General features: G+C 45.3%; 8 protein-coding genes. All 8 read left to right on the forward strand.

The window, feature by feature from the left end; translation table 11 throughout:
* Nucleotides 1-67 precede the first annotated feature (67 nt).
* The 8 genes from DWZ40_RS09830 (at nt 68) to DWZ40_RS09865 (ending at nt 26,293) form a co-directional block, all read left to right on the forward strand.
* On the forward strand, nt 68-15,247 hold the full coding sequence (locus DWZ40_RS09830) for a SpaA isopeptide-forming pilin-related protein (RefSeq protein WP_147354178.1): 15,180 nt from the start codon (nt 68-70) through the stop codon (nt 15,245-15,247).
* Complete coding sequence (locus DWZ40_RS09835; protein WP_118542881.1) at nt 15,234-16,379, forward strand: hypothetical protein; 1,146 nt, start codon at nt 15,234-15,236, stop codon at nt 16,377-16,379. The genes DWZ40_RS09830 and DWZ40_RS09835 overlap by 14 nt, the downstream gene beginning before the upstream one ends.
* A gap of 64 nt (nt 16,380-16,443) precedes the next feature.
* Complete coding sequence (locus tag DWZ40_RS09840; protein WP_118542882.1) at nt 16,444-17,475, forward strand: hypothetical protein; 1,032 nt, start codon at nt 16,444-16,446, stop codon at nt 17,473-17,475.
* A gap of 170 nt (nt 17,476-17,645) precedes the next feature.
* Complete coding sequence (locus tag DWZ40_RS09845; protein WP_147354179.1) at nt 17,646-19,709, forward strand: hypothetical protein; 2,064 nt, start codon at nt 17,646-17,648, stop codon at nt 19,707-19,709.
* Nucleotides 19,710-19,997: 288 nt separating this feature from the next.
* Nucleotides 19,998-21,938 carry a hypothetical protein gene (locus tag DWZ40_RS09850; protein ID WP_118542884.1) on the forward strand — a complete coding sequence of 647 codons (1,941 nt, stop codon included), beginning with the start codon at nt 19,998-20,000 and terminating at the stop codon, nt 21,936-21,938.
* 94 nt (nt 21,939-22,032) lie between these two features.
* Nucleotides 22,033-22,671, forward strand: a complete 639-nt coding sequence (locus DWZ40_RS09855) for a class B sortase (protein ID WP_182431706.1) — start codon at nt 22,033-22,035, stop codon at nt 22,669-22,671.
* 69 nt (nt 22,672-22,740) lie between these two features.
* Nucleotides 22,741-24,999 carry an NlpC/P60 family protein gene (locus tag DWZ40_RS09860; protein WP_207664502.1) on the forward strand — a complete coding sequence of 753 codons (2,259 nt, stop codon included), beginning with the start codon at nt 22,741-22,743 and terminating at the stop codon, nt 24,997-24,999.
* A gap of 517 nt (nt 25,000-25,516) precedes the next feature.
* Nucleotides 25,517-26,293, forward strand: a complete 777-nt coding sequence (locus tag DWZ40_RS09865) for an HAD family hydrolase (RefSeq protein ID WP_118542887.1) — start codon at nt 25,517-25,519, stop codon at nt 26,291-26,293.
* Nucleotides 26,294-26,307: the final 14 nt, after the last annotated feature.

The following is a 26,307-nucleotide window of genomic DNA, read 5'->3' on the forward strand; positions in this document are numbered from 1 at the left end:
AAAACTTCGAAGGAACAAAAATCGAATTTGTGCAGGGATGCTTGCATTTATTCTCAGTACGTCTCCAGTGTTAAATAACATCCCGGCATTTTTCATCTCCAGTGAAGCTGCGACATATGGTGATACGATGCAGGCTTATATTAAGGACTCTGGATTTCGCCAGTATTGTATTGACGGAATGTCACCGAATAATGCATTGGGAGTGGCAGATCGATACGTATATGTAAGCCCGTATGCGTCACTGAGCGAAGCAGAGGCTGGGCAGATATTTTTTGCATTGCTATCATTAGAGGTGAGTCAAGGCGGTAGCCAGGATCTTAATAAAGCGTTAAACCAGCTTCAGAAGGCAGCGGTATCATTAGGGTTGTTGCCAATGACATCACCAGTAACAAAGGATGATTTAAAGCTGTATTTACACAGTGCTGCCACCAGGGCAAAATATCCGTGGGTAAAGGTCTGGAGTGATAATGCAGACAAATTGTTGGAAACAGCCGGGTTACTAAGCAGTAGTTCCGCTGGGGCTACAATGGGTGGACTGGTTCCGGCAACTCTGGCAGGCCATACCACTCCGGAAACAGCGGTAGCAGTAGATGGAACCTTAAGTATTAAGTTTGCGCAGGACGGCTCAGATGCCGGGTTTATCCAGTCGGTACCGTTGAAATTTTCTGCGACGGGGGAGGCCGGCTCCTACGTATCTGAAATTCCGAATGGTTGGACGTATGTAAAAACGGATACGGAGATTATCTTTACCAATCCTGGAAACAGCCCGACTCCGTTATATGTGCAGTTTGATCCAATAGGAACAAGGTATGAAACGGCAATGGGAACATTCGCTTCGGCCAGAGATTTGTATGAACAGTGTCTGCAGCTGTGGGTGCTTCAGCAGTGTGCTGGTCAGCATAAGAAATTCCCGCGAATTGGGGTAGTGCCGGCCCAGCAGCATCAGAGACTGGCATACGTGGAAATGGCTCTTCCTAGCAGTGTGTATTATGCGTCCGTGGGAGCATCAGGAGTTTTCGGTACAGGAATTTTCTGGGGCCAGCAAGGTTTTGGTGGGAATGGTGGAAATACGCCATCGTATCCATCTGGAACCTCCAGCAGTGGCAGCCTTGAATTTAACTGTTATCGGCATGAGGAGGACTGGACTTCTACTTATAATACGCAGCTGACTAAGTATGATCATGAAACGGGAGAAACTTTGGAGGGATCAAGTTTCCGGTTTTATGAGCGTTTTGATGATAAGGACCAGGTCAATCTGGAACGTGACGGAGCAGTAGAACTGTATGGTGGAACAGATCATGAAATGTATCTGTCAAAATACCTGGATAATCCGGTTGTATGGGATGATTATCGGTTTGTTGCGACCGTTACGACCAATGAAGAGGGTTATGCATCCAATACTGTAGAGCACAAATATCATTACGATAAAACCTTCTGTGATGGACATCCGGCACCGGCTTTTGTCGAAGTCCCGGAAGAGGAAGAAGATGAGGAAGGAGAAGTTACAAATCAGGACGAAATTGATGAAGCAAAGGAAGAAAACCGAAGACTTGCAAGTGGCTGGCTGGAATGTTTTGATGCGTGCGACGAAACTGCATCTGCAGGTACCTATGAGGGAGTCCACTTTCATTGGCTGATGTCGGAAGTCAGCCAGGGAGAAATCTCTTTCATTGCATCAAGCGGCGGCGAGGAGGGAAGCACTCCGAATGCAGGGCCGACCAGTTCGGCATCCGGGGAGGATTCCTATGTAAATTCTGGCTGTAAGCAGGATGCGGAAGCGACATACAATAAATTTATTGCTTTGAAATACAGCTATACCTATCAGGAGGATACCGCGCGAAATGGGTATATTCTCCACGATCTGCATAATGATGACCTTCCTATTGAGGTGATCACAACGGATTCTTCGGAAAATGGTGCAAATTCATTTTTCGCGAATGAATACAGCAATCAGATCCAGATCAACGAAGATGCTACTCCAGAGACAGATTCTTTCACGAGTAGAGTGGAGCAGGGCGCCGTTCATAGTATCACGGAGTCCGAGTATGCGGAGCTGACGGGAGAAGATCTGGATGTTCCGGCACTGGAGAAAGAGAAGAAAGAAGGAATTCTTTCAAAGGCCATTTCATTTTTTACAAAAATATTTAAGATCGAAAAAGAAGTGGAGCTTGAAGAAACAAAGGCACCGGAGCGTGTGGATGGCTCGGCTGCGGATACAAAAAAATCAGATGATGAGGAATTTCAGGATCATGAGACGGTGGACAGAGAAGATGAAACAACGGATTCCGACGACAGTGATAATAAAGATTCATCGGGTTCCGATGATGAAATTTTGGATTCCACGGAAGCTTCGGATAAGGATGAGGAAAATCAGGAGGATAAAGGTGAGGTAGAGAACCCTGACGGCGGAATATCAGATACGGACTCAAAAGATGAGCCTGAGAAAAATGATTCCGAAACAGGTAATAGCTCTGGAGACCTGGAAAATTTAGGCAGTGTGGATGACGCAGCTTCTAAAGAGCTGGACAGCGCGGTTGGAGATGTGTCTGCGAGATTGGAAACCTTTGAAGGAAAGGTATTTTCCGGCTGGATTGAAAAAGGCATTCAAAAACTTTTCGGTATTATGACTGTTTACGCAGAGACAACGGAGCGTGTTGCAGGCAATGATATAGAAGCGGAGCCGGTTTCTGCCGTAGAAACCAGGGACGATAATTCCGAGGATGTTTCTGATGAAGAGGAAAGCAGGCCGTCTAAGGAAGAAACGCCAATTCAGGATGTTGTAAAAGATAATCATGATTTGAAAAATGAGGAAAATCTCTCAAAAGAAGAATTGGCAGACATTGATTCAGAAGAATTCCTTGATGACGATATTGAAGATGAACAGGAATTTATTGAGGATGAAGAACGAATCAGAGAGATAGAGGCTCTTGGCGGCAGGAAGGTAGATCTTGCGTCAGACTCCAATGCGACCTATGTGGCGTATGTAGAATTTACTAAGCAAAGGGAAGAGGGTGATCTGACTGTATCCGGAAGTGATGATCCGGACATTTCCCTTTATGCGCAGCTTTCAGGATCTGGTAAAGAATTGTTTGAAAGTGCCTACAGCACGGCAAAGGGTTCACCGAGCGTGGGCGTACTTATTACACCAGGACCGGCGGATCATTTTAGTCACTGCAATGATGAAGATGGCTGCGGAAATATGTGGCGTATCTATGATCACCGGACAGAGGGCGAAATCCATATCAATAAGCGGGATTTGGATCTGGAAAATGGGGCAAACGACGCATATGATTCCTATGGAGATACCCAGGGAGATGCCACATTAGAAGGAGCTGTGTATGGCCTGTTTGCAGCAGCGGATATTATTCATCCGGACGGAAAAACGGGAATCGTTTATATGGCAAATGATCTGGTGGCAGTCACGACAACGGATAAAAATGGCGATGCTTCGTTTATGGCCTTTACGGAAGCACCAGGAATGATCTATGACTATGAAGAGGGTAAGATCGTGGACCGTGGCCAGGGCTGGAATGCAGCATCTCCACAAAATCTCTATGATCATGCAGAAGCATACGATGAGTATACGGCGGACGCAGATGTGGTAAGGACTTATCCGGATTACAAACTGGCGAATGGAAACTGCTGGATTGGAAGACCGCTGATCCTGGGGGATTATTACGTAAAGGAATTGACCCGCTCTGAGGGCTATGAATTGTCGATTGGAAACCGAATGCAGCAGCAAACCAATCTGGGCCAGGATGTAAATGCGGGAGTTCCAGGCGATTTGACCGGTTACGCTGGAATTGTGGGAATCCTTACCGCGGAGGAACAGATCAGTGATGAGTCGACTGGAGATGTGGAAGATCCTGATTACAACCAGTTGTTTTTTACAGCTGAAAGTGAAAAAACAGGGGATTCGGGATTTGATCTTGTATTTCGAAATCTGCCGGAGGGAGCAAAACTTTACCGGAAGGACAGTATTTCTACGACGAAAGAGGTAGAGGCCGGTACGGGTATCTATGATGAAGTGCCAGTCAAAAATATTTTTGGCCTGCCGGAGTATGTTGTGGCGGAAAACGACCATCAGTACCCGAAATATAATGCAGATGGAAGCATTAAAACCAAAACGACCAATGTGAATTTTACTGCGAAAAACGTAATCCGTGTGACCCGAAAAGGGTTGGATCCTGCGAAAGTTACGGATGTAATCCTGGCATCTGTGCCAGGAATGTCTGATGATGAACTTCTTTTAAGACTCGCATCTGTACCAGATGTGGATAATGACTTTGCGCTTCTTAAAATCAAGGTGGAGCAGGCGCTTCGCACAAATGGAAAAAGCTCACCGAACTATAAAAGAAGCGGAGTTACAGCTTATTCGAGCATGGATGAATTGGTATTCGACCGCGGTGTATGGGAAGGTGAGACAGATACCTATGGTATATCCGGTGTCAGCGCTGGAAGCGCAGCTGATAAAACGGTATGCGGTTCTCCTCTTGTAACATTGACGATCAATAAGGAAGGAACAGACGGAGACGCAGTATCGTTATCTTCACTGATTGTTTCTATTCTGGATTATTACAATACTCATGATTATTACAATTATGGTGGAGTAGATTATATCAAAGAAAATGCGGACAGCTGGACGGTCGGTTTATACGCAAACCGGACCAATTATCCGATGCTCTTTTATGTTCCGGCAGACGGTTCTTCAGGGGATGCGATATTTTACCGGGTAGCAAGTATGCCGGCAGACCACAGCATGCGGCCAAGAGCTATTTATGTTGCATACGGCGAGGATGCCATTTATGATCCCCGCGGTGAAATGAAGAATTTTTCCACGAACGAGGACGGCACCGTCAATGCGATCCTTTCTCCCGCTGTACAGGCAGATGAGAACGGGGATATCGTGAATGGTGTCGTAACCGAAACTGAATTTTATAAAACCGGGGAAACACCTCTGGATAAAAATGGCATTAAAATTCCGAAGGTAACCTATGTGGAGCGGACAGAAAAGATTTCCGTGGAAGTAAATGAATGCAAGTGGACGGAGATCCCTCTCACAAAGGAAGGTAATGTGTGGATTGCCCATCAGACTGGTAATTATACGGATGGATATGGAGCGGAGCATAATGACGAGGCAGCAGCACGTTATGAGTATACGCTGAAACTTCCATCCCGGTTCATTTCACTGACTGAGCAGGATTGCACAGATTTTGGAATTTCAAAAGAACTTGCCGGCATTCAGGTTGGTAGCGCCTCCTATTATCTGGCAAAAGGTTCCAGCGTAAAAGCATACCTTAACTATCGCAGCCTTTTAGTAGGCCAGGAAAATTCTTATGTACAATCGGTGGCCCTTGATTATCCGGTCCAGGACTATGTATTTCAGGATGGGGCAGAACGGCCGGGGACGAACACCAGAAAGGAACCTGTAGGTGTAGAAGAGAGGATCATCAGTCAGCAGATCAAAGTAACAAAAACGATTGATGAGAAGAGTTACCGCAATACGAACTCCTACAGTGAAGTCCATGAGGACTGGTGGAGTCGCTTATTTGGTAACCATGAAGGGAATGGAGCATCGGACCATTCGGCGAAAAAGCTTGATAATTTCCGTTTCAAAACCTATTTGAAGTCAAATCTGGAAGCTTTGTACCGGAATGAAAATGGAGAAATTGTATGGCAGGACCGTATGGGAACTGAACGGACTGATGCTGAGCAGCTTGCCGCAAATAAAGCGTTTCCAATGCTGGTCAATAAGATCTATACAAAGGTTCCTCATCAGACAGATCCGCTGTTTAAAAATTCTAATGATGCAGCGATTGCCAATACGGCTCTGTATGATTACCATAACGGTCTGATCAGTGATGAGGCAAACACGGGTTACACAAGACTGTTGGAAATGGCAGACTATCGGGTCGAGGACGGTGACAGCACAAGAACGGTCAAAAATTACAATTATGAGAAGTTTTTTGATGCGATCAGCGTTTCCAATGGAGATAAATGGGATGAAAATCATCCGACCTACACAAGTTATAAGCCGATTGGAAATCTCATAAACCGTACCGAAGAGCAGCTGGATAATGCCAGGGTATCTGACCGGGTGCGTCAGTTTGCAATCAGCTGGTACCTGGATGATGAGGTAAAAAAACTGGTGCAGGAGGTAGACGCAGGTACTGGAGAGAAGAAGGCCAGTGCTGGTGCGACGGCATACAGTGAAGAAACGTATGATCTGGCACTCCGCCAGGCCATTAAAAAAGCAGAAAATTATTTGAAGCCGTTCTTTGCGTATGATCTTGATGAGCTTTACGCAATTCACTGGGATAGCGAGGCAAACGGAGGCAGCGACCATGATACAACAACACTGGCTGCCAATACGATTTATGGAGATAAAGATCTTTCAAAAGACGGTGGATATGCCTATGGGTTATCGAAATATTTACCGTATGGAATCTACGTGGTGGCAGAGCAGCAGCCGCATGTTGATGAACTGAAGGATTTTAAAAACCGGCATTATCAGATTGATCAGCCAAGGGAAGTAACTTTGCCGAGTGTGTATGCATCTTATGATGCATCACAGGAAACTCCGGAAACACTCAATTCTTTCTATAATTATGGCCGGGCTGATTCCATGCAGCAGCTGGAACAGAAATATCAGATCCGGTTTGGTGAGGAGGACTATAAGATCCAGGCCCATAATCATCATGGGGATTTTGAAGTTTATAAGTATGGCCTTGATCTAAATGAGATCACAAATGGGGTTCGGGCAGAAGCCGGTAACTATTTTGCATTGACGCAAAGCCCATGGCGGCCGCTGAAAAATTATTATAATCCGGAAAATGATCGTTCTGCTGCCGAAGTTACCTATTATCTGACAGAGGGACAGAGCGGCAGAAAAGGAATTTCAGAAAATTACCGGTATAGTTCCCTGTCTGAAGATGCGGGACTTTCCGATGACGTTCCATATCCGGGTGCGGATATTACGGCAGATAACCGGTTAGGAATCCAGTACCGGGATCATGTTGCAACGATGACAGGAATGCAGACAGCTTATGACGGGAAATATGCTGCCATGCTGGTTCCGTATAGCGTGGTTGCATCAACGGATGAACAGGCAGAGGTGACAGATGAAGAGCCGACTCAGGGAGGAAACGCAACATATCGGGGATTTGCTTACGATAAGTTTGTGAACCGCTTCTTTACGGCAAAGCTTAGAATAGAAAAGATTGACTCAGAAACCCATGAGAATATCCTTCACGACGGTGCACTTTTCAATCTGTATGCGGCATCCCGTGATGACAGTGAGAGTGGTCAGGGAACCGTAAAATTTACGACAGAACCCACGCAGTTTACCGGAACAAAAGAATTCTTAACGGCAATGGGGGCTATCGACATCCGGCCGATTGCAAAAGGCCGGATTGCAAGGTGGATTGATCGCATTACCGGAAAAGAGAATGGCATCGGTGATCTGTATAGTGGCACCGTGCCGGAGGGCACACCGACCTGCAGTGAGGATGAGCAGATTGTCCTGGGAGATGAATACGGGAATAAGACTGTAGCCTTTAAAACCTATTCAACAACCAGGGACGGCCTGATGCGGGATGAGATGACAGACACGGGATCTTCTTATCAGGACCAGAATGTCGGTTATTTGGAGCTGCCGCAGCCTTTAGGCGTGGGTGTTTATGTCCTGGCGGAAGTGGATCCGCCAGCCGGATACGCGCGGAGTAAGCCAATCGCGATCGAGGTTTACAGCGACAAGATCACTTATTATAAGGAAGGAGCAAAGGATAATCGGGTCCTGGCAGTCGTTTATGAGGATGATGCGGACCACCAGACAACCAATGCAAACAAACCGGAAGACAAAGTAAACGTGGCGCAGGTCTATGTGGAGAATACTCCGATCCGGTTGGAGGTTGAAAAGGTAAAAGAATCCTCTGCAGAGAAAGCCAATACAACGGCGGACAAGACGGTCAGCTATAAGATTTCCGGTCGTGTGGATGGAAAATACAGCGAGATCGGAAAAAATCCGGACCTGGTTTATGCGTACCGGGATGGAAAATATTTAGGATATGCATGGCAGAAAGGAACCCTGGAGTATTTAGAGGAACGCAAGGCAGCAGGAGAACAGGTGGAAATTGTCTATTCCCACGGAACATTTGCGGGCTATGGATATGTTACCAGAACTCTTGAAACTGCAGATGATGAAAATGGCTACGTAGCAGGGGCATTGATGACATTGTTTGATGCAATTCCTGTAGAACGCTCTGGATTTGAGGGAGATGAGACTTATAAAGGACTGAAGATTGAAAGAAATCTCACGAACAATATCACCAGAATGTATATCGAGCAGGGGTATGCCGGCGAAAAGGTAGAGTTTGTTCGTGAAAAGGATGAAGCAGGTAAAGAACTGGAAGTAACTTTCCCGGTCGGCATTGACAAGGACGGAAACTCCATTTCAGCTACCGGCGGAGTATGGTCTGCGGTTACGTTGCAGCGGCCGGATACAGATATTTTATATTATGACCTGGATGGACTGGATCCATATCAGGAGCGCTATATTGACGGACAGTTCATTACCTATGTGTATGACAGAATGCACAAACTGACGCCTGTGGAAGAGGCAGAACGGGACCGCAGAAATTTCGCAAAGAGTGACAGCGATCATTCAATGTATGTCTTTAAGAATGGAGTTCCGTATTTAGAGATTACAGAAGGCGATTTTACAAGGGTAAAATACCGTAAGAATGATAAGCAGCTTGAAGTGGAGGCAGGCACCAAAATTTATCATTTGGATAAAGACGGGTACCGCGATGCTTTGGTTGATCCGGCAACAGGAATGGCATATATCGAAGAATACTGTGAAGACGGAACGGTAAGAATTTTGGTATGGCCAGTCAACGTAAGGAAGGATGAATTTGGAAATGTGATTGCTCGTGATAAGGTTACGACTTCCCGTATTGCTACGGTGGGCGAAAATAAGGACGGCTATGCAGAGGATGAAACGCTGGATGTGGTAAATAATTCCACCGCGGAGATACCGGATGCGGATAAACCGTCGTATACCCATACGGAGTCCGGCCATATTACTGGAACCTGGAAAGGAAATGGGGAGCAATCACACGAAGAGAGTAGCATTGAGCAGAACCGTTTTAAGCAGGATATGAATGGCTCTGTCCTGGTAGATGATAATAATGGTGATTTCTTAAATGAACTCAATCCAGTCTATGATGACCATGGTTTGGTTTTGTATTACCAGAGAAGTTCAGAAACCTACAAAAAGGGTGAGGATCTTTATGACCGAAATGGAGATTTTGTCAGACACCAGGATTCAGATAATCTGGAAGAATATAACCAGAATGCGTACCGCATCAATGAACACGATGAACTGTATGATTCTTCCTGGGATGAAGAGTCTCCGAACAGGAAAAATCTGTATCACAGGCTGGGTGAGGGATACATCCTTGAAAACACCTGGCTCAGCTCCGACAAGACTCCAAATGATCCATTCGATACGTTCCAAATGGACGGTCAGGCAGATGTTTTAAAACGCCTTCCGAGCGGAACCTATATTTTGGAGGAGTTAAAGGCACCGGAGGGGTATGTGAAGGGGCTGCCTAGCGGCATTACTGTTGCGGAGACGGGAGAACTTCAGCATGTTCAGATGGTTGACCGGACCACAAAGATTGAAATTAGTAAGATCCATGCGCCGCAGGATACCAAAATGACAGTTCTGGATATGGACCATGAACATCCGGAAACGGGAGAGAAACCGTATGAGCGCGAGGTGGTGACTGGTGATATTGCTTCCTATACATATAGTTCTGTTCCTGGAGCAAAACTGGCGCTGTATCCGGCCAGACGGGTATATAGTGTGGATACGGAAAAATATCCAAAGGGATATTATATGGTAAAAACACAGGATACTCCACTGGTTTGGGAAGATTCAAACAGTACTGCTTCCAATCCGGTATGGAATACTGCGGAGTGGGTAAGCGGAAATGAACCGGCCTATTTCGAGCGGATCCCGGCAGGAGATTATCTGCTGGAAGAGATTGAAACGCCGGAAGGTTTTGTGACAGCAGATCCAGTGGAAGTTACGATCGGTGATCAGTCAGAAGTTGAAATTGCCTGCATGAAGAATGATACCACAAAGGTTGAGATTGAAAAATTCTTTACAGATGAGCATGGAGAAAAAGTCCAGCTGTCTGGAGCAGAATTTAGTCTCCAACAGGCAGTGGTAAATGCAGAAGGTGAAATTATTTACGATGTGGATGGCACGCCGGTATATGATGCCCGTGTTCTGGCATCATTTAAGAGCGGCACCGTTGAGAATTATCAGAATTTCCGCGATGCATTTGAAAAAGCGTATGCGTCCTATGGTGTGGATCTTTCACTGTTTGGCTGGAAGGAGAATGGACAGGAAAAATCTGCAACCGTCACATCTAAAACAGTAATGGATGCGGCAAGCGCCGGAGGAAGTCATGACCGATTTGCAACGAAAGCACTCCTTACCATGATTACAAGCGACGGGGAGACTATACGCGTGGCAGTATCTGGCAATTTGCCGGAAACCGTCTTTGATTACCAGTTTGATTATCAGAAATTGGAGCATATAAATGCTTATGCGGATACCTACCTTACGGACAGAGGCACCAGAAGGATCAATGGCCTGCCTGCAGGGAAAAAGTATGTCCTTGTAGAAACCAAGGCTCCCGATGGATTTTTAAAAGCAGATGCCCAGGTGATCGTAGTGGAGAACCGGAAGGAGATCCAGCAGTATCACATCGAAGATCTGGCGGGGCAGATCTGGCTTTCTAAATCTGCTGTTGGTGTGACCGGGGAACTGGCTGGTGCTGTCATGGCCCTGTATAGAGCAGATTTATCAGGAAATCTGAACCAGTCTGAGGAGTATCTGGTCAGCCAATGGGTAACCGGAGCGGACGGCATTTATACAGTGACAGATAAAGTAAATGGCAGGATCCCGGAAGGATATCAGGTGGGAGATTTAAGGCTTCATATTGAAACGGGCCTGGCAGAAGGTATCTATTATTTAGTAGAACTGTCAGCACCGGATTATTATACCTTAGCAGAACCGGTACGATTTGAGTATCATCTGGATGATTCGGTACAGACGATCCGGGCAGTCAATGAAGCGGTGAAAGGTGCGCTTTCTATCACCAAGACTGGAGAAGACGGTCAGGGACTTGCCGGAGCGACATTTGAGATCAAAGCCTATAAAGGGGATGAACTGGATGAGCCGGTTTCCACAAACATGATCTATGGAACAGAGGCAGTCATCATCGTGCAGGATCTTCCTGTTGGTGAGATGCAGCCAGATGGAAGCATCATTCCTTATACCTATACGTTACAGGAGATTGCAGCGCCGGAGGGTTATAGTGTAAATCCGGAAATCATCACCTGGCAGTTTGAGCCGAAACAGAGTGACGGCCAGAGCTTTGCCCATGAGACGGTAGTAATTCATCAGGAAAGCGTAAAGGATCAGAAGACCAGGCTGTATTTTAGTAAGCAGGACTTCGATGCTTTAGGGGATGACAATACAGAAGGTGCTTTTATAGATGGGGCAATTCTTTCCATTTATGAAGTGACAGGAAAAGATGAACACGATCAGCCTGTATATGATAAAGATGCACCGTTTACGACCTGGACCACCAGAAAATCGGAGAAGAGGCATGAGGTTATCGGACTTATTGCAGGGCATACCTATATTCTGGTGGAAGATGCTGCGCCAAATGGGTGGAATCTGATGAAGCCGGTACTGTTTACGGTATCCAGTGATGGAAGGAGTATCCAGGGCCTTTCTAACCAGATGGAGAGTATTGAAATCCAACGGGTATCAAAGAATGATTATGAATTGGATACGATTAATCGTGATACCACAAGCATTGAGCAGGTAAAACTGAAGGGCCGTTATGTGACCCAGATATATTATGAGTTGACGGACGCAAACAAAGACCTGGTAGAAAGCTGGATCGGTGTCGGCGAGAAACATGTGATAAGAAAACCGCTTTCTTCCGTGTCAGAAGGATCGGCCTATACCATTACAGAGTATTGCAGATATTCCGACGGAACCATTCTTGTGACGGATCGGTTCACCAAAACATTCTGGTTTGATGAAAATGAAGAGATTAAAATTCCAACCAGAGAAATTGACCGTGTAAATGTGACCTTATCTTATGCGGACGGAACCAAGATCACTGCGTTTCTTCCAGATGCGGACAATCAGGAAAAGCAAGTGAAAAATCCTCTGCAGAAAGATGATCTGGTAATAACCAGACTGTCTGCGGATGGCGCCAGTGCATTAGCGCCGGACCAGGCAATTTTTGAAAGAATCCGCGTGATCAACACGGATCATAAAAAGGCGGATATGGTATTAACCGTGACTGTCGATGCAGATACAAGCATCATTGATCCAGGAACAGGAACTTTTGACGGAGAAAAACTGGTATTCCGTTTTGAGAGCGTGGCGCCAGGTGAAGCTGCATACGCTGCTTTTACAACACAGGTAAGTGGTGAGGCATCTACGATTAAGGCAAAAGCAGAATATAACGGAATTGTAAGGGAAACCCAAAAGACAGTGCCGGTATTAACTTATGGAAAGGTAGTATTGTTCAACGAACTTACGGGATCCGGAAAGGAGAGGTATAAAGATCAGAAAACATCATTTAGGGTAAAACTCTATGACACATCGACAGGAAGGGAACTTTCAGGCACATATTCATACAGCGGCAGCAGGACCGGCATGATAAAGAGTGGTGATACCATCAGCCTCTCTGGTAATGAATATGTCAAGATCGATCCGGGTTACTATAAAAATGTGACCTATGAGATTGAAAAGATCGAGAATGGCCTGCACCATACGGAGAAAATGACGTCCGGAAGTGTAGATGCAACTCGCGGAAACGGAGCCAGATTTACCAGAAATATTGAGGATACGGCGAAACGCACGATATTTAAGCCGGGAGAAACCTATGTGCTTATGGAAGAAACCGTATTCGCAAATGGGGACAGCCTTCCGACAAATAAGATCAGTACAATTCTGGGCCAGTCTGTGAATGTTGAGGGCATTGCAGCCGCGGACCGGAAAACCAAAGTTATGATCTCAAAGACGGAAATTGGTGGTGGTAAAGAGCTTCCTGGCTGTGAAATGGAATTATACGATGAGGAAAATAACTTGATTCACAGCTGGACCAGCTCTGACGTAGCGGAAAGCCTTGAAGAATTCCTGGAACCGGGAAAGACCTATAGACTGGTTGAAAAAAGCCCGGCACCTGGATATTCCTATGCGGAAGATGTTACCTTTACCGTAAATGAGGATGGTACGGTGGACCGGGTGATCATGGTGGATAAGCCTACTCACATCGTGTTATCTAAAAAGAAGATCACAAACAGTGAGGAACTTCCGGGTGCGCTGCTTCAGGTCGTAGATAAGGACGGAAACGTAGTAGAGGAGTGGATCTCTACGGACCAGCCGCATGAAATCGTTGCAAAACTGGTAGTTGATGAGAGTTATGTGCTGCGAGAGGTTCGTCCGGCAGATGGTTGGGCCTATGCGGAAGATGTGCCGTTTAAGGTAAGTCATGACGGAACGGTCGATTATGTCAAAATGGAAGACAAGCCGACGCATGTTGTAATTTCCAAACAGGAGATTACGGGAAGCAAAGAGCTGCCAGGCTGTACGCTTCAGGTCATTGATAAGAATGGAAATGTGGTAGATGAGTGGGTTTCTACGGACCAGCCGCATGAAATTAAGGAGAAGCTGATCGCAGATGAGGAATATACACTACGGGAGGTTCGTCCGGCAGACGGTTGGGCCTATGCGGAAGATATTCAGTTTAAAGTAAGCCATGACGGAACGGTCGATCAGGTCAAAATGGAGGATAAGCCGACGCATGTGGTTGTATCCAAGAAGAAAATTACGGGAAAAGAAGAACTTCCGGGCTGTCATCTGGTGATAAAGGATAAGAATGGAAATGTGGATGAGTGGACCTCTTCGACGACACCACACGAAATCGTAGCAAAACTGATTGCCGGAGAAACTTATACACTTATTGAGATCCGACCGGAAGATGGCTATTCGGTTGCGGAGAACATTGAATTTACGGTATCCAAAGATGGCAGCATTGATATGGTGGAGATGTTCGATGATGTAACCCATGTAGAATTTGGCAAGGTAAATCCAAATGGCACGCTTCTTAGTGGCGGCCGGATACAGATCAAGGATCTGTACGGAAATGTTCTGGTTGATTTCGTGCCAGACGGTACGGTTTACCGGATTGACGGTGTACTGAAGGCCGGAGAAACCTATGTCATTCATGAAGTATCAGCCCCTGGTGGATACCGGGTATCTGAGGATCAGGAGTTTATTATGCCACTGGGTCAGGAAACAAAAGAAATCCGATTCGTGAATTATGCAATCAGTAGCGGTGGCGGCGGAGGTGGCACCACTCCGGGAAAACGTCAACTGTCCATTCGCAAGTACGATCCAGTAAACCAGATCGGCGTGGCCGGAGCAGAGCTTACTGTTTACAGTGTGGATGGAAGCCTGTACTTAAAAGGGATTACAGATGAGAGCGGATATCTGATATTTACTATGCCGACAGACGGAACCTATACATATCAGGAAACAGAGGCACCGGCTGGATATTACCTGAACCCGACCGTGCAGTACCTGTATATTAAGGATGGTAAAGTAACCAATCCAGAAAATCGGACCTTGTATGATTATCCAAATGTGGAGGTGATACTTGAAAAGAAAGATTCAGAAGACGGCACAGCGGTTCCAGATACGCTGCTTCAGGTGACTGATCCGGACGGCCAGGTGGTATTTCATGGCAGAACGGATGAAACAGGAGAGTGCAAGGTTCTGGCCGGTAAGGCAGGAACTTACCGTATCGTGGAGATCGAGCCGGCAAACGGATATGAGCGGTCCGAAGCACCATGGCAGTTCCTTGTTTCATATGACGGAACCATCGCTGGGGAAACAACACTTTATAATGAAAAAACTGATAAAAAGGTTGGTATCGGGCGGATCTATGCGCATTATGAGAGCACGAATGGAAGCAGCGGATCCTATGGATTGGGTGTTCCAGACTGGCTGAAGCAACCGAAGGCAGGAGATACTACAGATTCATTCAAATGGTATGTACTGGCAACCATCTTTGCGATAGGCGCAGGGGGACTGGTGCTTATCGGACGAAGGAAAGGAAAGAAAAAAGATGATGAGGCGTAGATATTTTAGCGCCCTGATGTTTACGGCGGTACTGGTATTTGCCAGTCCCGCCGGGAAAACCATGGCGAGTCAGGTATCAGAAAACCAGACGCAGAATACTACAGAGGATATGAATGCAGCGGTGTCTTCTGAAACGGAAAAGCAGGTCAGCGACGCAGATGATGCGATTACCACCGTGGAAGAAGTATTTGGAGAGCGGCCATATTATGGTCCGGGAGAGACCGACGGAAGTTATGTATATTATTCTCAGGTGTTTCCAAAGGATGCGGATCAGGATCCATATCTGCCAGAGGAAGAACATGTGGAAGGCAATGATACATACCGATTAGTGGATTATGAGGTGCAGGAACAAACTCTTTCCGGAAGAAAAAAGCATATCCAGGATACGTTGCTGCTGAAAGATTATGAAGGAATTGACGAGATCTCGGAAACTTATAAGGTAGAAATTGCAGATAATCCGTTTCAAACGGTAACCGATTATACGTTACCGGTTACAGAGACAAAGCGGGTAAATGAACGCTGGGAAGATTCCTTTACGTTTGATATTGTCGTAGAACATGCGGACTCAGGACTATTCCAGATTGGAAATGAGGTGATATCACTCAATCAGACAGCAGATCCGTTTGCGGGCAATGAGGGGCTTTTGTTAAAGCTGATCGGCGTGCCAAAGGACGCATACCAGATCGACCATACGGCCTGGGCCGGTAATATGTATGAGCAGAATGGGATTCTGTATCGGAACGCAGTTGCGTATGGGAAAAAGCTGGTTTACGATCTGGAAATTTCATATGAAGATGTGATTACCCTGCCGGAAGAAGAGGGGTATCAGATCCGTGCACAGTATGAACTGCTGCCAAAGGATGCCTCTGTTATGCCGGAAAGCACATCAAAATCATCGGGATCCAATCGCTGGGATTGGCTTAAAAACCTATGGGAAGAGATGATAAAGTTTCTGAAAAAGATAGCAGAAACTGTAAAAAAGCATCCGTACATTACGGCGGTTGTATTTTTCCTATTGTTTATCGCAATCATATTATATCTCGCTGTCAGGCGCAGAACGAAAGATGCCGAAGAGCCTGAGCACGTTTCAAGTCGGTGGCATCGCGGCCCGAAACGTGGACGAAGAAGGTAGATTTAGCTGCGTATGGTGTCACAGCCATGCGCAGTTTTTTTTAAAAGAATTTAAGGAGGCTGTATTGAAGCAGAAAATCGGTTTTTTAGTATTGAAATTAGGTGAAAAAGAAGAAGGACGCTATTTATATCCAACGGTATTATATCATTTAGCACTTCGTTCCAGGATCAAAAGAGAATTAGAAACAGGAAAGGTGCTGCGGTGCTGCTGCAGAGAGGATGAGGCGGAAGTGACTATCAATGAAAATTTGGAACTTCAGTTTTTACGTGGCAGACATGCAGCAGCATGCGTAGAATACGTTCAGCAGCTTGCTAAGTATTCGGAAGCCGCCGGTATCATTCCGTTCATCTATGGGCATGGATTTTCCATTCCGGTTGCCTTTAAGTGCAAAAAAGGGGCCAGAAAGGAAACCGGCATATACTCTGGAGAAGTGCTTGACCTGTACAAGTGGAAGCGATTTGATCTAACAATCCTAAATGCGGTCATTGCGGCCAGAGCATTTGAAATGTGTGCACAGACAGTGCAAATGACGGCGGATGCTGTGCTTTCCCAGATGGAGTACGAATATGGCTTATATCAGTATGAGGACCCAGCTGGTGCGATGATCTCGATCAACAGTTCACTTATACTTACCCATAGGACAAAGATTGGAGAAACGGCATTCTTTTGTGGAAGGGTGCGTAAAATCAGCGATCAGTATGGCGCTCAGATATATTTGATTTGTGAGAATGATTATGGGAATTTTAATATTTCGCTTCCTCGCGTGAAGTGGGAGAAACTCTCTTCTGCCGTATACCGTAGTGACCGTATGGTCTGTTGCATTGCCGGGTTTGTTCAGGTGAAAGAAATCGTGCCATTTAAAAAGGGTCATTATGACAAAATTACGAAGACCTCAACTGCAGGAAAGCAGGATGCAAAACGTGTCCTTGAATTTGCAAGCTTCACCCTGTTTTATCTGAATGAATATGGTCTGATTGGTGGAAAGGAGGAGGAACTGGCAGAGGTGAGTGAACTGATACGGCAGGGGAAACATGTGATCAAGCCACATTATCCAGTTCCGGGATGTGACAAAATTCCAAAGTATTATGTGTTTTAAGAATGCAGCAGAAAGGAAAATAAATGCACTATATCAAAGGATGCCCATGCCTGTTTAAGGTGGCATGGATAGCAGATCATGCACTTAAAAATATCTATGTAATTCAGAAATGCGCTTCATGTGGATACACGAAGGAGCAGTGTGATTATGTGTTTGAAGAGTTAAAGAACATGAAAATGGTAGACACAAAGCCAGAAGCAGCCTACATTTCTGATTTATACCAGACATATGGGGAACTGTCATTTCAGTGCGTAGAAGTGGATAAAAACTTTCACTTTGAACCGGAATGTCAGGAAGTAGATCTTTGCAAAATATGTGAATTCTCGAAAGATTTTTGCAATTGTCAGCTTAACGCGGAACTGCAGGTGCTGCGCTACATGTATCATAATCCGACTGTTTCAATGATACGGAGGAATGTATTTCACATGCAGGTTTGCATCATTTTAGAGCAGATGGGGCACATAAAGGGTTATTTATTACCCTTAGGAGAACAGCTATATAAAGCGTTCAAAGATGCCAGGAAGCGTACCTCTGCTTCATTCCTATATGACAAAGAAAAGCTGCTGGATCATATATTAAATGAAAATCGGGGAATACTGCCAGAGCAATATGTCTTGGCAGCCAGGAAAATTCTGCGGAATTTACTGGATGCAATTTTAATAGAGAATGAGGTATGCTCAGCAAAAAGGTATGAGGATTGTTTGAAAAAGCTTCGCGCCGCGCCTGCTTACCAGGGACGTGAACGACAACAATTTTTTGAAGATATCTGTATATACGATGAGATTTCGTATCTGTTTTTTGAGGCAGTAGCGGTGGAATTTGGTCAGAAAGATGATAGACAGCTATGTCCTGAAGAAGCACAATCCGCTCATAAAAAGAAAATATTGGTTCCTACATACAGCGACAGGCCGGCTTTATCACTGGAGGAGCTGATGAGTCAGGCGAGTATGAGTGCAGGATTTTTAGGGCATGAAGCTAAGGAAGAACGGAAAACTTCGGGACTGAACTGCCCGGAAAATTTCAGTAAGTCCGCTCCAGACGCCCATAAAAATAATCATAAATTGCCGTTGGATTCGCTAAATAGTGATCGTCAGGCGCATTTTGAAATCCGAGAAAACCAGGCATTTTCCGGCGAAAAAGTTCCAATGCAGTTACTGAAAACAGTAGAAACTATGCCAGAAAATACAGAGTATATGCTTGATTTTTTGCCAGACTCTGACCATATAAGTCGGACATCAGGGGGTGGGACAGAAACAGGATCGGATAAAAATACGGCGCAAAAAGAGGAACTAAAGAAGGTTTCAATGGCGTTTATGACGGATGAAGGTGCTCTGCTTGTGGAAGACGGAGATGTGATAGACATACACAACGAAGACTTTTTGCCGTTTTGCGCCGTAGTATCTTTGGAAGAATGGCTGACCATGGATTATGCGAAGCGGGAAAGGCAGGAAGGGCTATTCATAACGGTTGCGTCACGAAGATGTGCCTATTTTCTGAATAAAAATATGATCAAACCACTTGTGTTTGAGTATCTGCTTCATGTGATCCGGCGGCCAATTTATACATATTCGGTATACCTTGTGTGGCGTATCCTTTCCATGAATGGTCTTGGAAATATCCGGCCAAAAGCAAAAATCTATTCATTGTCGGCTCTTTATAATGCGGTTCAGAGGACAGATCAGCTGCAGCCAATGGCAGATATAGTGAAAGAAACTGCTTCCGATAACAGTAATGTGTATTCCGTGACAGCACTATATAAGCGCTATGTGACTAGCAAAGAGCCTCTGCTGTTATCTGAAGATATAAAAAAGCTGTACCGACATTATGTGAATGTAGAATATGCTTTTGGCACATCGTACAAATGCCAGAATGGTGATTTTTTGTGCCGAAAGACCTTCATGTCATGCGAGTTTTCGCCATTTGATTTGGAAGAAAAGAAGAAGGATCAGACCTTTATATGTTACGAAATTTCTCAGGATTTGATCTCACAAAATGCACTACCAGATATACTTCTGGCAACGAGATATACCATTGTGCAGGCATTAACAGAACCGATTTTTATACGTTCTAATGCAAAGTTGGTGGCGCTGGACGCAAGCAGTTTTTCGTTGATAGTCGATACCAGAAACCGTCATATCATTGATGAAATGGATCAGATATTAATGAGCCGGTATGCGCATTTGCTGTCTGAAAGCGGATATAGGATGCCAGTGTTAAAACGATACTGGATCTGAACATATTTGGAATTTTGTGCCATGTGCAGGGCGTGCTTAAGGCGAGGAAAGAAACGTCCCGCGCATGGCATAACTATGTTGTGCCATGTACAGCAGAAAAGACTGTGCCATGCGCATGGGGCTTAGACAGGAGGAAGAACCATATAAAATGCAGAAACAAACGGTTTTTGATCCTTGTAAAAGGATACATATAAAGGATATTTTTTAGAGCCCGAAAAACAGAGATCAGGCACAATGAAATATGTATGAGAAAAAATAAGAAATAAATGAGAACAGATGAGGTGGTACATGTTACATTTTCGATTGATTTACGATGAGATTTTAAAAAGTAATGTATTTGCAAGTTCCAGGCCCGGCCGAACAGATGCAAGGGTGATTTTAATTCTGGCCCTGCTCTTAAAATATAAGTGCCTCAGGCGGAAGATGATCCTATTCCTGATTCAGCATATTGATCCGTGCATTCAGGAAACTGGAAGTATGGGGCAGCGGACGGTCAAAACGTGTATTGAACGGGGCTGGATAAAAATGCAGGAACAAAGGGGAGCGCGGGAGAAGGGCCTGTATTCCATTACCCAGGCTGGAAAGAAGCATCTTTACGAATTGATAAATGAATATTTTCAAGGAGAAACCGTTCAAAACATGGTTTCGGTCCTGGATGCGTATGCTGCAGGCAGGACAAATATGGAATTATCCCAGCATAAGGAAGCAGAGATCGCAGCGGCGTTGAAAATGGTACTCTCAGATTATAGAGAGAAATGGACGCAGCTGGAGTTTGAGGTTCCGTATTCAGTCGAAGCGATGCGTGAGTATGGCGGACAAGCGAAGAAGCGGGGAGATGTCTTTGCAGATTTAAAATTGTCATACCGATGTACGGATCACCAGGAAGAACGACCGATCTGTATAGAGATTGACATGGGAACCGAGAGGGTAAGTACACATGGAGGATTGCTTTTTAAATGCAATGCGTATGCAGAGGTAAACCGCCGGATGCGGCAAATCTCCCTGCATCAGGCGATCAATGTGATGTTTGTTTTCAGCAATGATCCTGGGGATGATCTTCAGCAGACAGATCTTTTAAAATTTGAGTCCATAAAGCGTTATCAACAGCCGCTGCTGCCATTTCTGTCCTTTATCTGCCGGCAACAGGATCTTGAGGCTTCTGTAACTTTGGGAAAAATGGAACAGGCCCTGGTAAAGGTAAAAGAATGTGATGCGTTTGGATATGAAAAGAAACAGTTTTATCGGGATGCAGAATTCTTTTTGCATGTTTTAAAGGAGCAGTGCAGCAATCAGGAGCAGGCCGGAGAGAAAGAAATCTTAGCTTGTATGGCAGAAATATCGGATTTTTGCAGAAATCATTTGGAAACATCCAGAACAGAGTACAGCAGACAGTATGCTCTGAAAAAGAGAATGGATCTGTTTGAGCAGATTAGAAAGAATAATTCTTATGCGTTGGCTGGGCTGAGGAATGGAATGAGCCTTTCCTGTAATTCCCATCAGGATTTTGATCAGGAAATCCCATTTTTATTCCCGGAACTATACTTCCGCGATCAGTTTGGCGTGCTTCTATTTCATTTAGGGATTATCAAGGAAAGCGTTAAAGTTTCATCTGTATACGCCCTTCCGTTGTTTGAAGAACAGGATGTTGAAGGAATTGGCACAGTTTACCGATGCGTATTTATGGCGGGTGAGCTTACGGTCCTGATTGAAAATTTGAGTTTCGATATAGGAGGCCTTATCCGGGCAAGGGATTATGTACGGCTCCCTCCGGCTTCCAGAGAGAATACCATTATGATCATGCTGATGAATGACAGGGAGGAAATGGCTGACGGGAGCTATCTGAAAGAAGGAACGTTATATAACCAGTGGGGGAGTGAGGAGCACATCACGGATCAGGCAGCCATGGGTATGGCTCTACTTGCAAAAAAGGTGGCACCGACAATGTCAGCATTCGGTACCGGGTATGCTTTTGAGTCGCTTCCATTTCTGATGAACTCCACACAGGATTATATCATGCTTCACTATTCAGAATTTCTTCAGGCACTTCAGAGTCCGGTACGGCCCTGGATACGAATGGACCTGTATGTGAAGGAACAAAACAAGGTGCCTTATATTCCATTCCTTATATACCGTACAGGAGAACATCAGGAAGAGGAAACATTCAAAGTTCCATTCCATACAGAAAAGCAGTGCACGCCGATTGACTGGAGGGGATTATGCAATGATTAGAAAGGCCGTTGTCCTATTGCTGATCCTGGCAGCTGGTATCTGTGCTTATCGGGGATCGGCTCCTTATATAGATGCGCGCATGGAACAGGAGCATTTGAAACAGGCGGCATTTCCCGGAAATGAAGAAAACCGATCAGATAATGAGAGTAAGGTGAAGAAACCGGTCAGAGAGGAAACGGTGCCGTATACTTCACCGATTGATTTTGAAGCCTTAAAGAGTATTAATCCGGATATTGTTGGATGGATACAGATTCCTGGAACAGTGATCGATTATCCCGTTTGCTGGCGGGCTAATGATAACGAATACTATATGAAGCATTCGGCAGAAGGTGAGAGGCGGGCATTTGGTGCCATTATGCTAGATGGTGCCAATTCCTCTGCTGCAGAGGAGCATCTGGTTGTTCTATATGGGCACCATATGCGCAATGGGACGATGTTTAAAGATATCGTCAGGTATACGGATGCCGATTTTTTGAATGACCATAAATCACTCTCTTTATTTTTCCCAGACAGGCAAGAGCGATACAGTGTGATCGGAACCATCGTTTGTTCAGCAAAAAATTTTGAACCATCGCAAATGGTGGAAGAGGAACTGCTTTTTAAAGAATGGTGCCGTAATTCATGGAAAGGATTGCCGGAAGAGGAAATTCAAAAGAAAATGCTTGCATTGGTGACCTGCAGTTACGGAAGCAGGGATGAAAGGACAATCTGCTTTGCGGTGGCTGAAAACTGAAGGACTGGAGGTGGTGCTCCTGCGTGTTAGAGGTAGGAGACGGTTATGAAAAAACGGATGTTCGGACGAATGATAAAAAAATTAAAGTGGCTTGTGATAATCAGTGTGGTGCTTGTTGCACTAGGAACGGTTGGAATTGGTATTGCATCGGTATACCACATGAAATATGCACTGAAAAGTCTGTTCAATATGGAGTTCAACACAGGAAATGATTCCTGGTCTTATGGAGACATCTCTTCCTATAATAAGATCGGGGAACGGGCAGTTGCGATAGCGCGATCACGTTTGAACTGGTCTTACAGCCAGGCAAAGAGAACTCTGGAGGGATCCTGGGACTGTTCTTCCATGGTTGCACGTTGCTACCAGGAGGCCGGCTTTGACTTAAAGGCTATCATGGGAGCACAGTGGTGCATGACAACGGTTGGGTGGAAGGATTTTGCGACGAAGAACAAACAGTTTATAGAAGAAGCGGATCTTCAGCCCGGAGATGTGATCTGGTATGGGCGGCCATCTGGTAATCACATGATGATGTATGCGGGAAATGGACAGGTGATCCATGCAAAGGGGGAAAAATATGGCACGGTGTATGAACCATTGGCCAATACCGGCTACCGGTCGGCAAGGCAGGTATATTTTTTCCGGCCTTATCTAAATTTGCTTGATGAAAGTGCCGATGATTCCTCGGATGATGCTTTTTTGGCGGATTCGTCCGGGTATGGGCCTGATAATGGGATCGTCATGCAGGTGCCGGGCGGGACGGTTTGGACCGGCTGGACGGTATTTGAGTCCGGAAGGGAACGGTTTAACCTGGCAGGAAGCGATGGCGGATATGCATATGGCTGCTACCAGTTCGATATCGGGTATTCCCTGGTGGATTTCCTGAAATTTTGCGTTTCCTATAATCAGGCGCACTATGGAGCGTTCCAGCAGTTTATTGATATGTCTTCCATTGAAAGTGGCTACCGAAAGGAGACGGATACAAAGCCGAGTATGATAAACCCGCCGTTATATTCCAACCGTGCATCCCTGATTAATGCATGGCACGCCGCTTATATGAACTATCCGGATGAATTTGCAGGGCTGCAGAGCCGGACTGCCTACGAGGCTTATTATCTGCCGGCGCAGCGTGGAATGCTATCCAATTATGGCATCAATATAAAAGAATACAGCCCGGCCCTTCGGGGTACTATTTGGTCCCTGGCCATCCGAAACGGAGCAACCGTCAGTAAGGATAATACAAAGAATGGTTTACGGTCCGCAACGAGTACATATTCTCCAGGGATTGATGAGCGGGAATGGCTTAGCAAAATATATGAGGCAGAGGCGAGGCGGCACCCTTCCCAGAGAAACCGCTGGGAAACGGAGCAGCTGGCGGCCTGCTTTGCATTTATGAATGGGGCCACACATCTGGGCGGCCTGGATGGAAACTATGACGGTGCATTTATTGGTTCACTTAATACGAGTGCGGCAGCAGGCGGTGTTTCCAATGCCATGATGTTGAATGCCATCAAAAACGATGTGGTTTTGACCGAGAGCGATTACCGGATTTTAAAGATAGACCGGGATACGCTTCTGTACCTGCTGCAGAAAGCATATGACTATGAGACCCAGTATATGTTGCAACGCTCTATCACCGTATACGGATTACGGGAGTACCAGATCGAGCATGAAGATGAAGAAGGAAGTTGGTATGAAGATGCTGAGGAATATGTGAGTAAGCAGATACTGGTCAGCAACGAAGATACGGAGTGTATGCTCCGGCTGGACTGGCAGATGCTCTATATGTATTCCATTCTGGCATCCATGGGAAGAGAAGACCGCAGGGAAACAGAGGGAGTATGGGACTGGGAGATCACGGTAAAAGATGTGGATGCGGCATTTGATCAGATCGCGATGAAATATGATTATGCTTTTAATGTGATGACAGACGAAAAATCCGATTATGATTTTGCAACTTGCCAGAGCCTGCCGCATAAGACCGAAATTTACGGAGACCCGGACACAACCAGTGGAAGATATACCTGGTATTATCCGAACAGCCTGCTTCGCAGCGTTTCTTCCGGCTATTCTGACCTGGCATATACTTATTCAGGAGGTGAGATAAACGGGATCGCTGAAACCTATCAGAACGAACGCTATGAGGGGATACCGGCTGCACTCACGCGGTATTATAATTTTGACCGGTTTCATACACTGGCAAAGTATATGCCGGGCGGAACCGAAGCACTGAGCCGTTATGAGGTGTACAATCAAAGGGCAGCGATGGGAAATCCTATTATTTATAGCGGGAATTTTGAGCTGAGCATAGGTGATTGGGAATTGCCGTAATAATAAATTTAGGGTCTTGTAAATATTCTTAAACATTCATGAAAGCCATGCTTTTTATGACATTATTAATGAGTATATGATATAATTGTTGTATAAAAAGAATTTGTCATTTATGTAGTAATGCAATCATTGAGACAGGCTATTTAACGAAAGAGATACTCGGAAATTATAAAAACAGGAGAGGTGATAAGAATGACATCAGGTTTTATATTGACTTATCTTGGTGGAGTAATTATTCAAGCTATTGCAAATGTCTTTGTATACACCCCCGCAATCATTATTGCATTATACATATATGAGCGATTTATAAAAAAGTAATGGTAAGGGAGATCTGCAATCAGTAAAATTCTGATAGCCATGACAGTTATGTTTGCGCTGCTGATCTTTCCTGGAGCAGGACTGATAGAGGGGATGAACTGTGCTTATTTTAGAAGAAACCAGGTCATTAAAGGAAGATTTTGATCGTATATCAAATAATAAGAGCAGAAATCATATAAAGCAAAAAAGAGGAAATTACATGAACAGACCGGCAATCATCTTTTTTGATATAGACGGCACGCTTCTGGATTTTGGGAAAAAAGATCTTTCACCGAAAACCCGTGAAGCTTTGTTGAAACTAAGGGCAAACGGCATCCGTATCTGCATCGCCACAGGAAGATCTCCTCTTGCAGTGCCAAAGTTTGAGGGTGTAGAATTTGATGCATACCTGACCTATAACGGATGTTACTGCTATGAGGGCAGCAAAACGATTTACAGCAATCCAATGTCTCTGGAAGATGTTCAGACAATCATACAGAATGCGGCTTCCATGGAGCGGGCGTTGTCGGTGGCAACAAAGGACAGGCTCATTTCCAATGGAACGGATCCAGATCTGGAGGAGTACTATGCGTTTGGAAACCAGAAGGTCACGATTTCAGATGAGTTTGATGAAGTCTCCAGAGGAGAGGTCTATCAGCTTTTAATGGCCTGTCGCAAGGAAGAATATGCGCAGGTGCTGCAGAATACCCAAGAAGCTAAGATTACGTCCTGGTGGGATCGCGCGGTGGATATCATCCCGGCAGGCGGAGGAAAAGGAACCGGCATTTCGAAGATGCTGGAGTATTATGGCATTGACCGGTCACAGGCCATGGCTTTTGGGGATGGAAACAACGACATTGAAATGTTCCAGGCGGTAGATATGGGCGTTGCCATGGAGAATGCATCCGATGACCTGAAAGCAGTGGCAGCAGATACCTGTGACCATGTGGCTGAAGACGGAGTGTACCGCTATTGTGTGAAACATAGTCTGATTTGATAATATATGATTTT

It is taken from the genome of Clostridium sp. AF32-12BH (assembly GCF_003477935.1).
GTDB lineage: Bacteria > Bacillota > Clostridia > Lachnospirales > Lachnospiraceae > Brotaphodocola.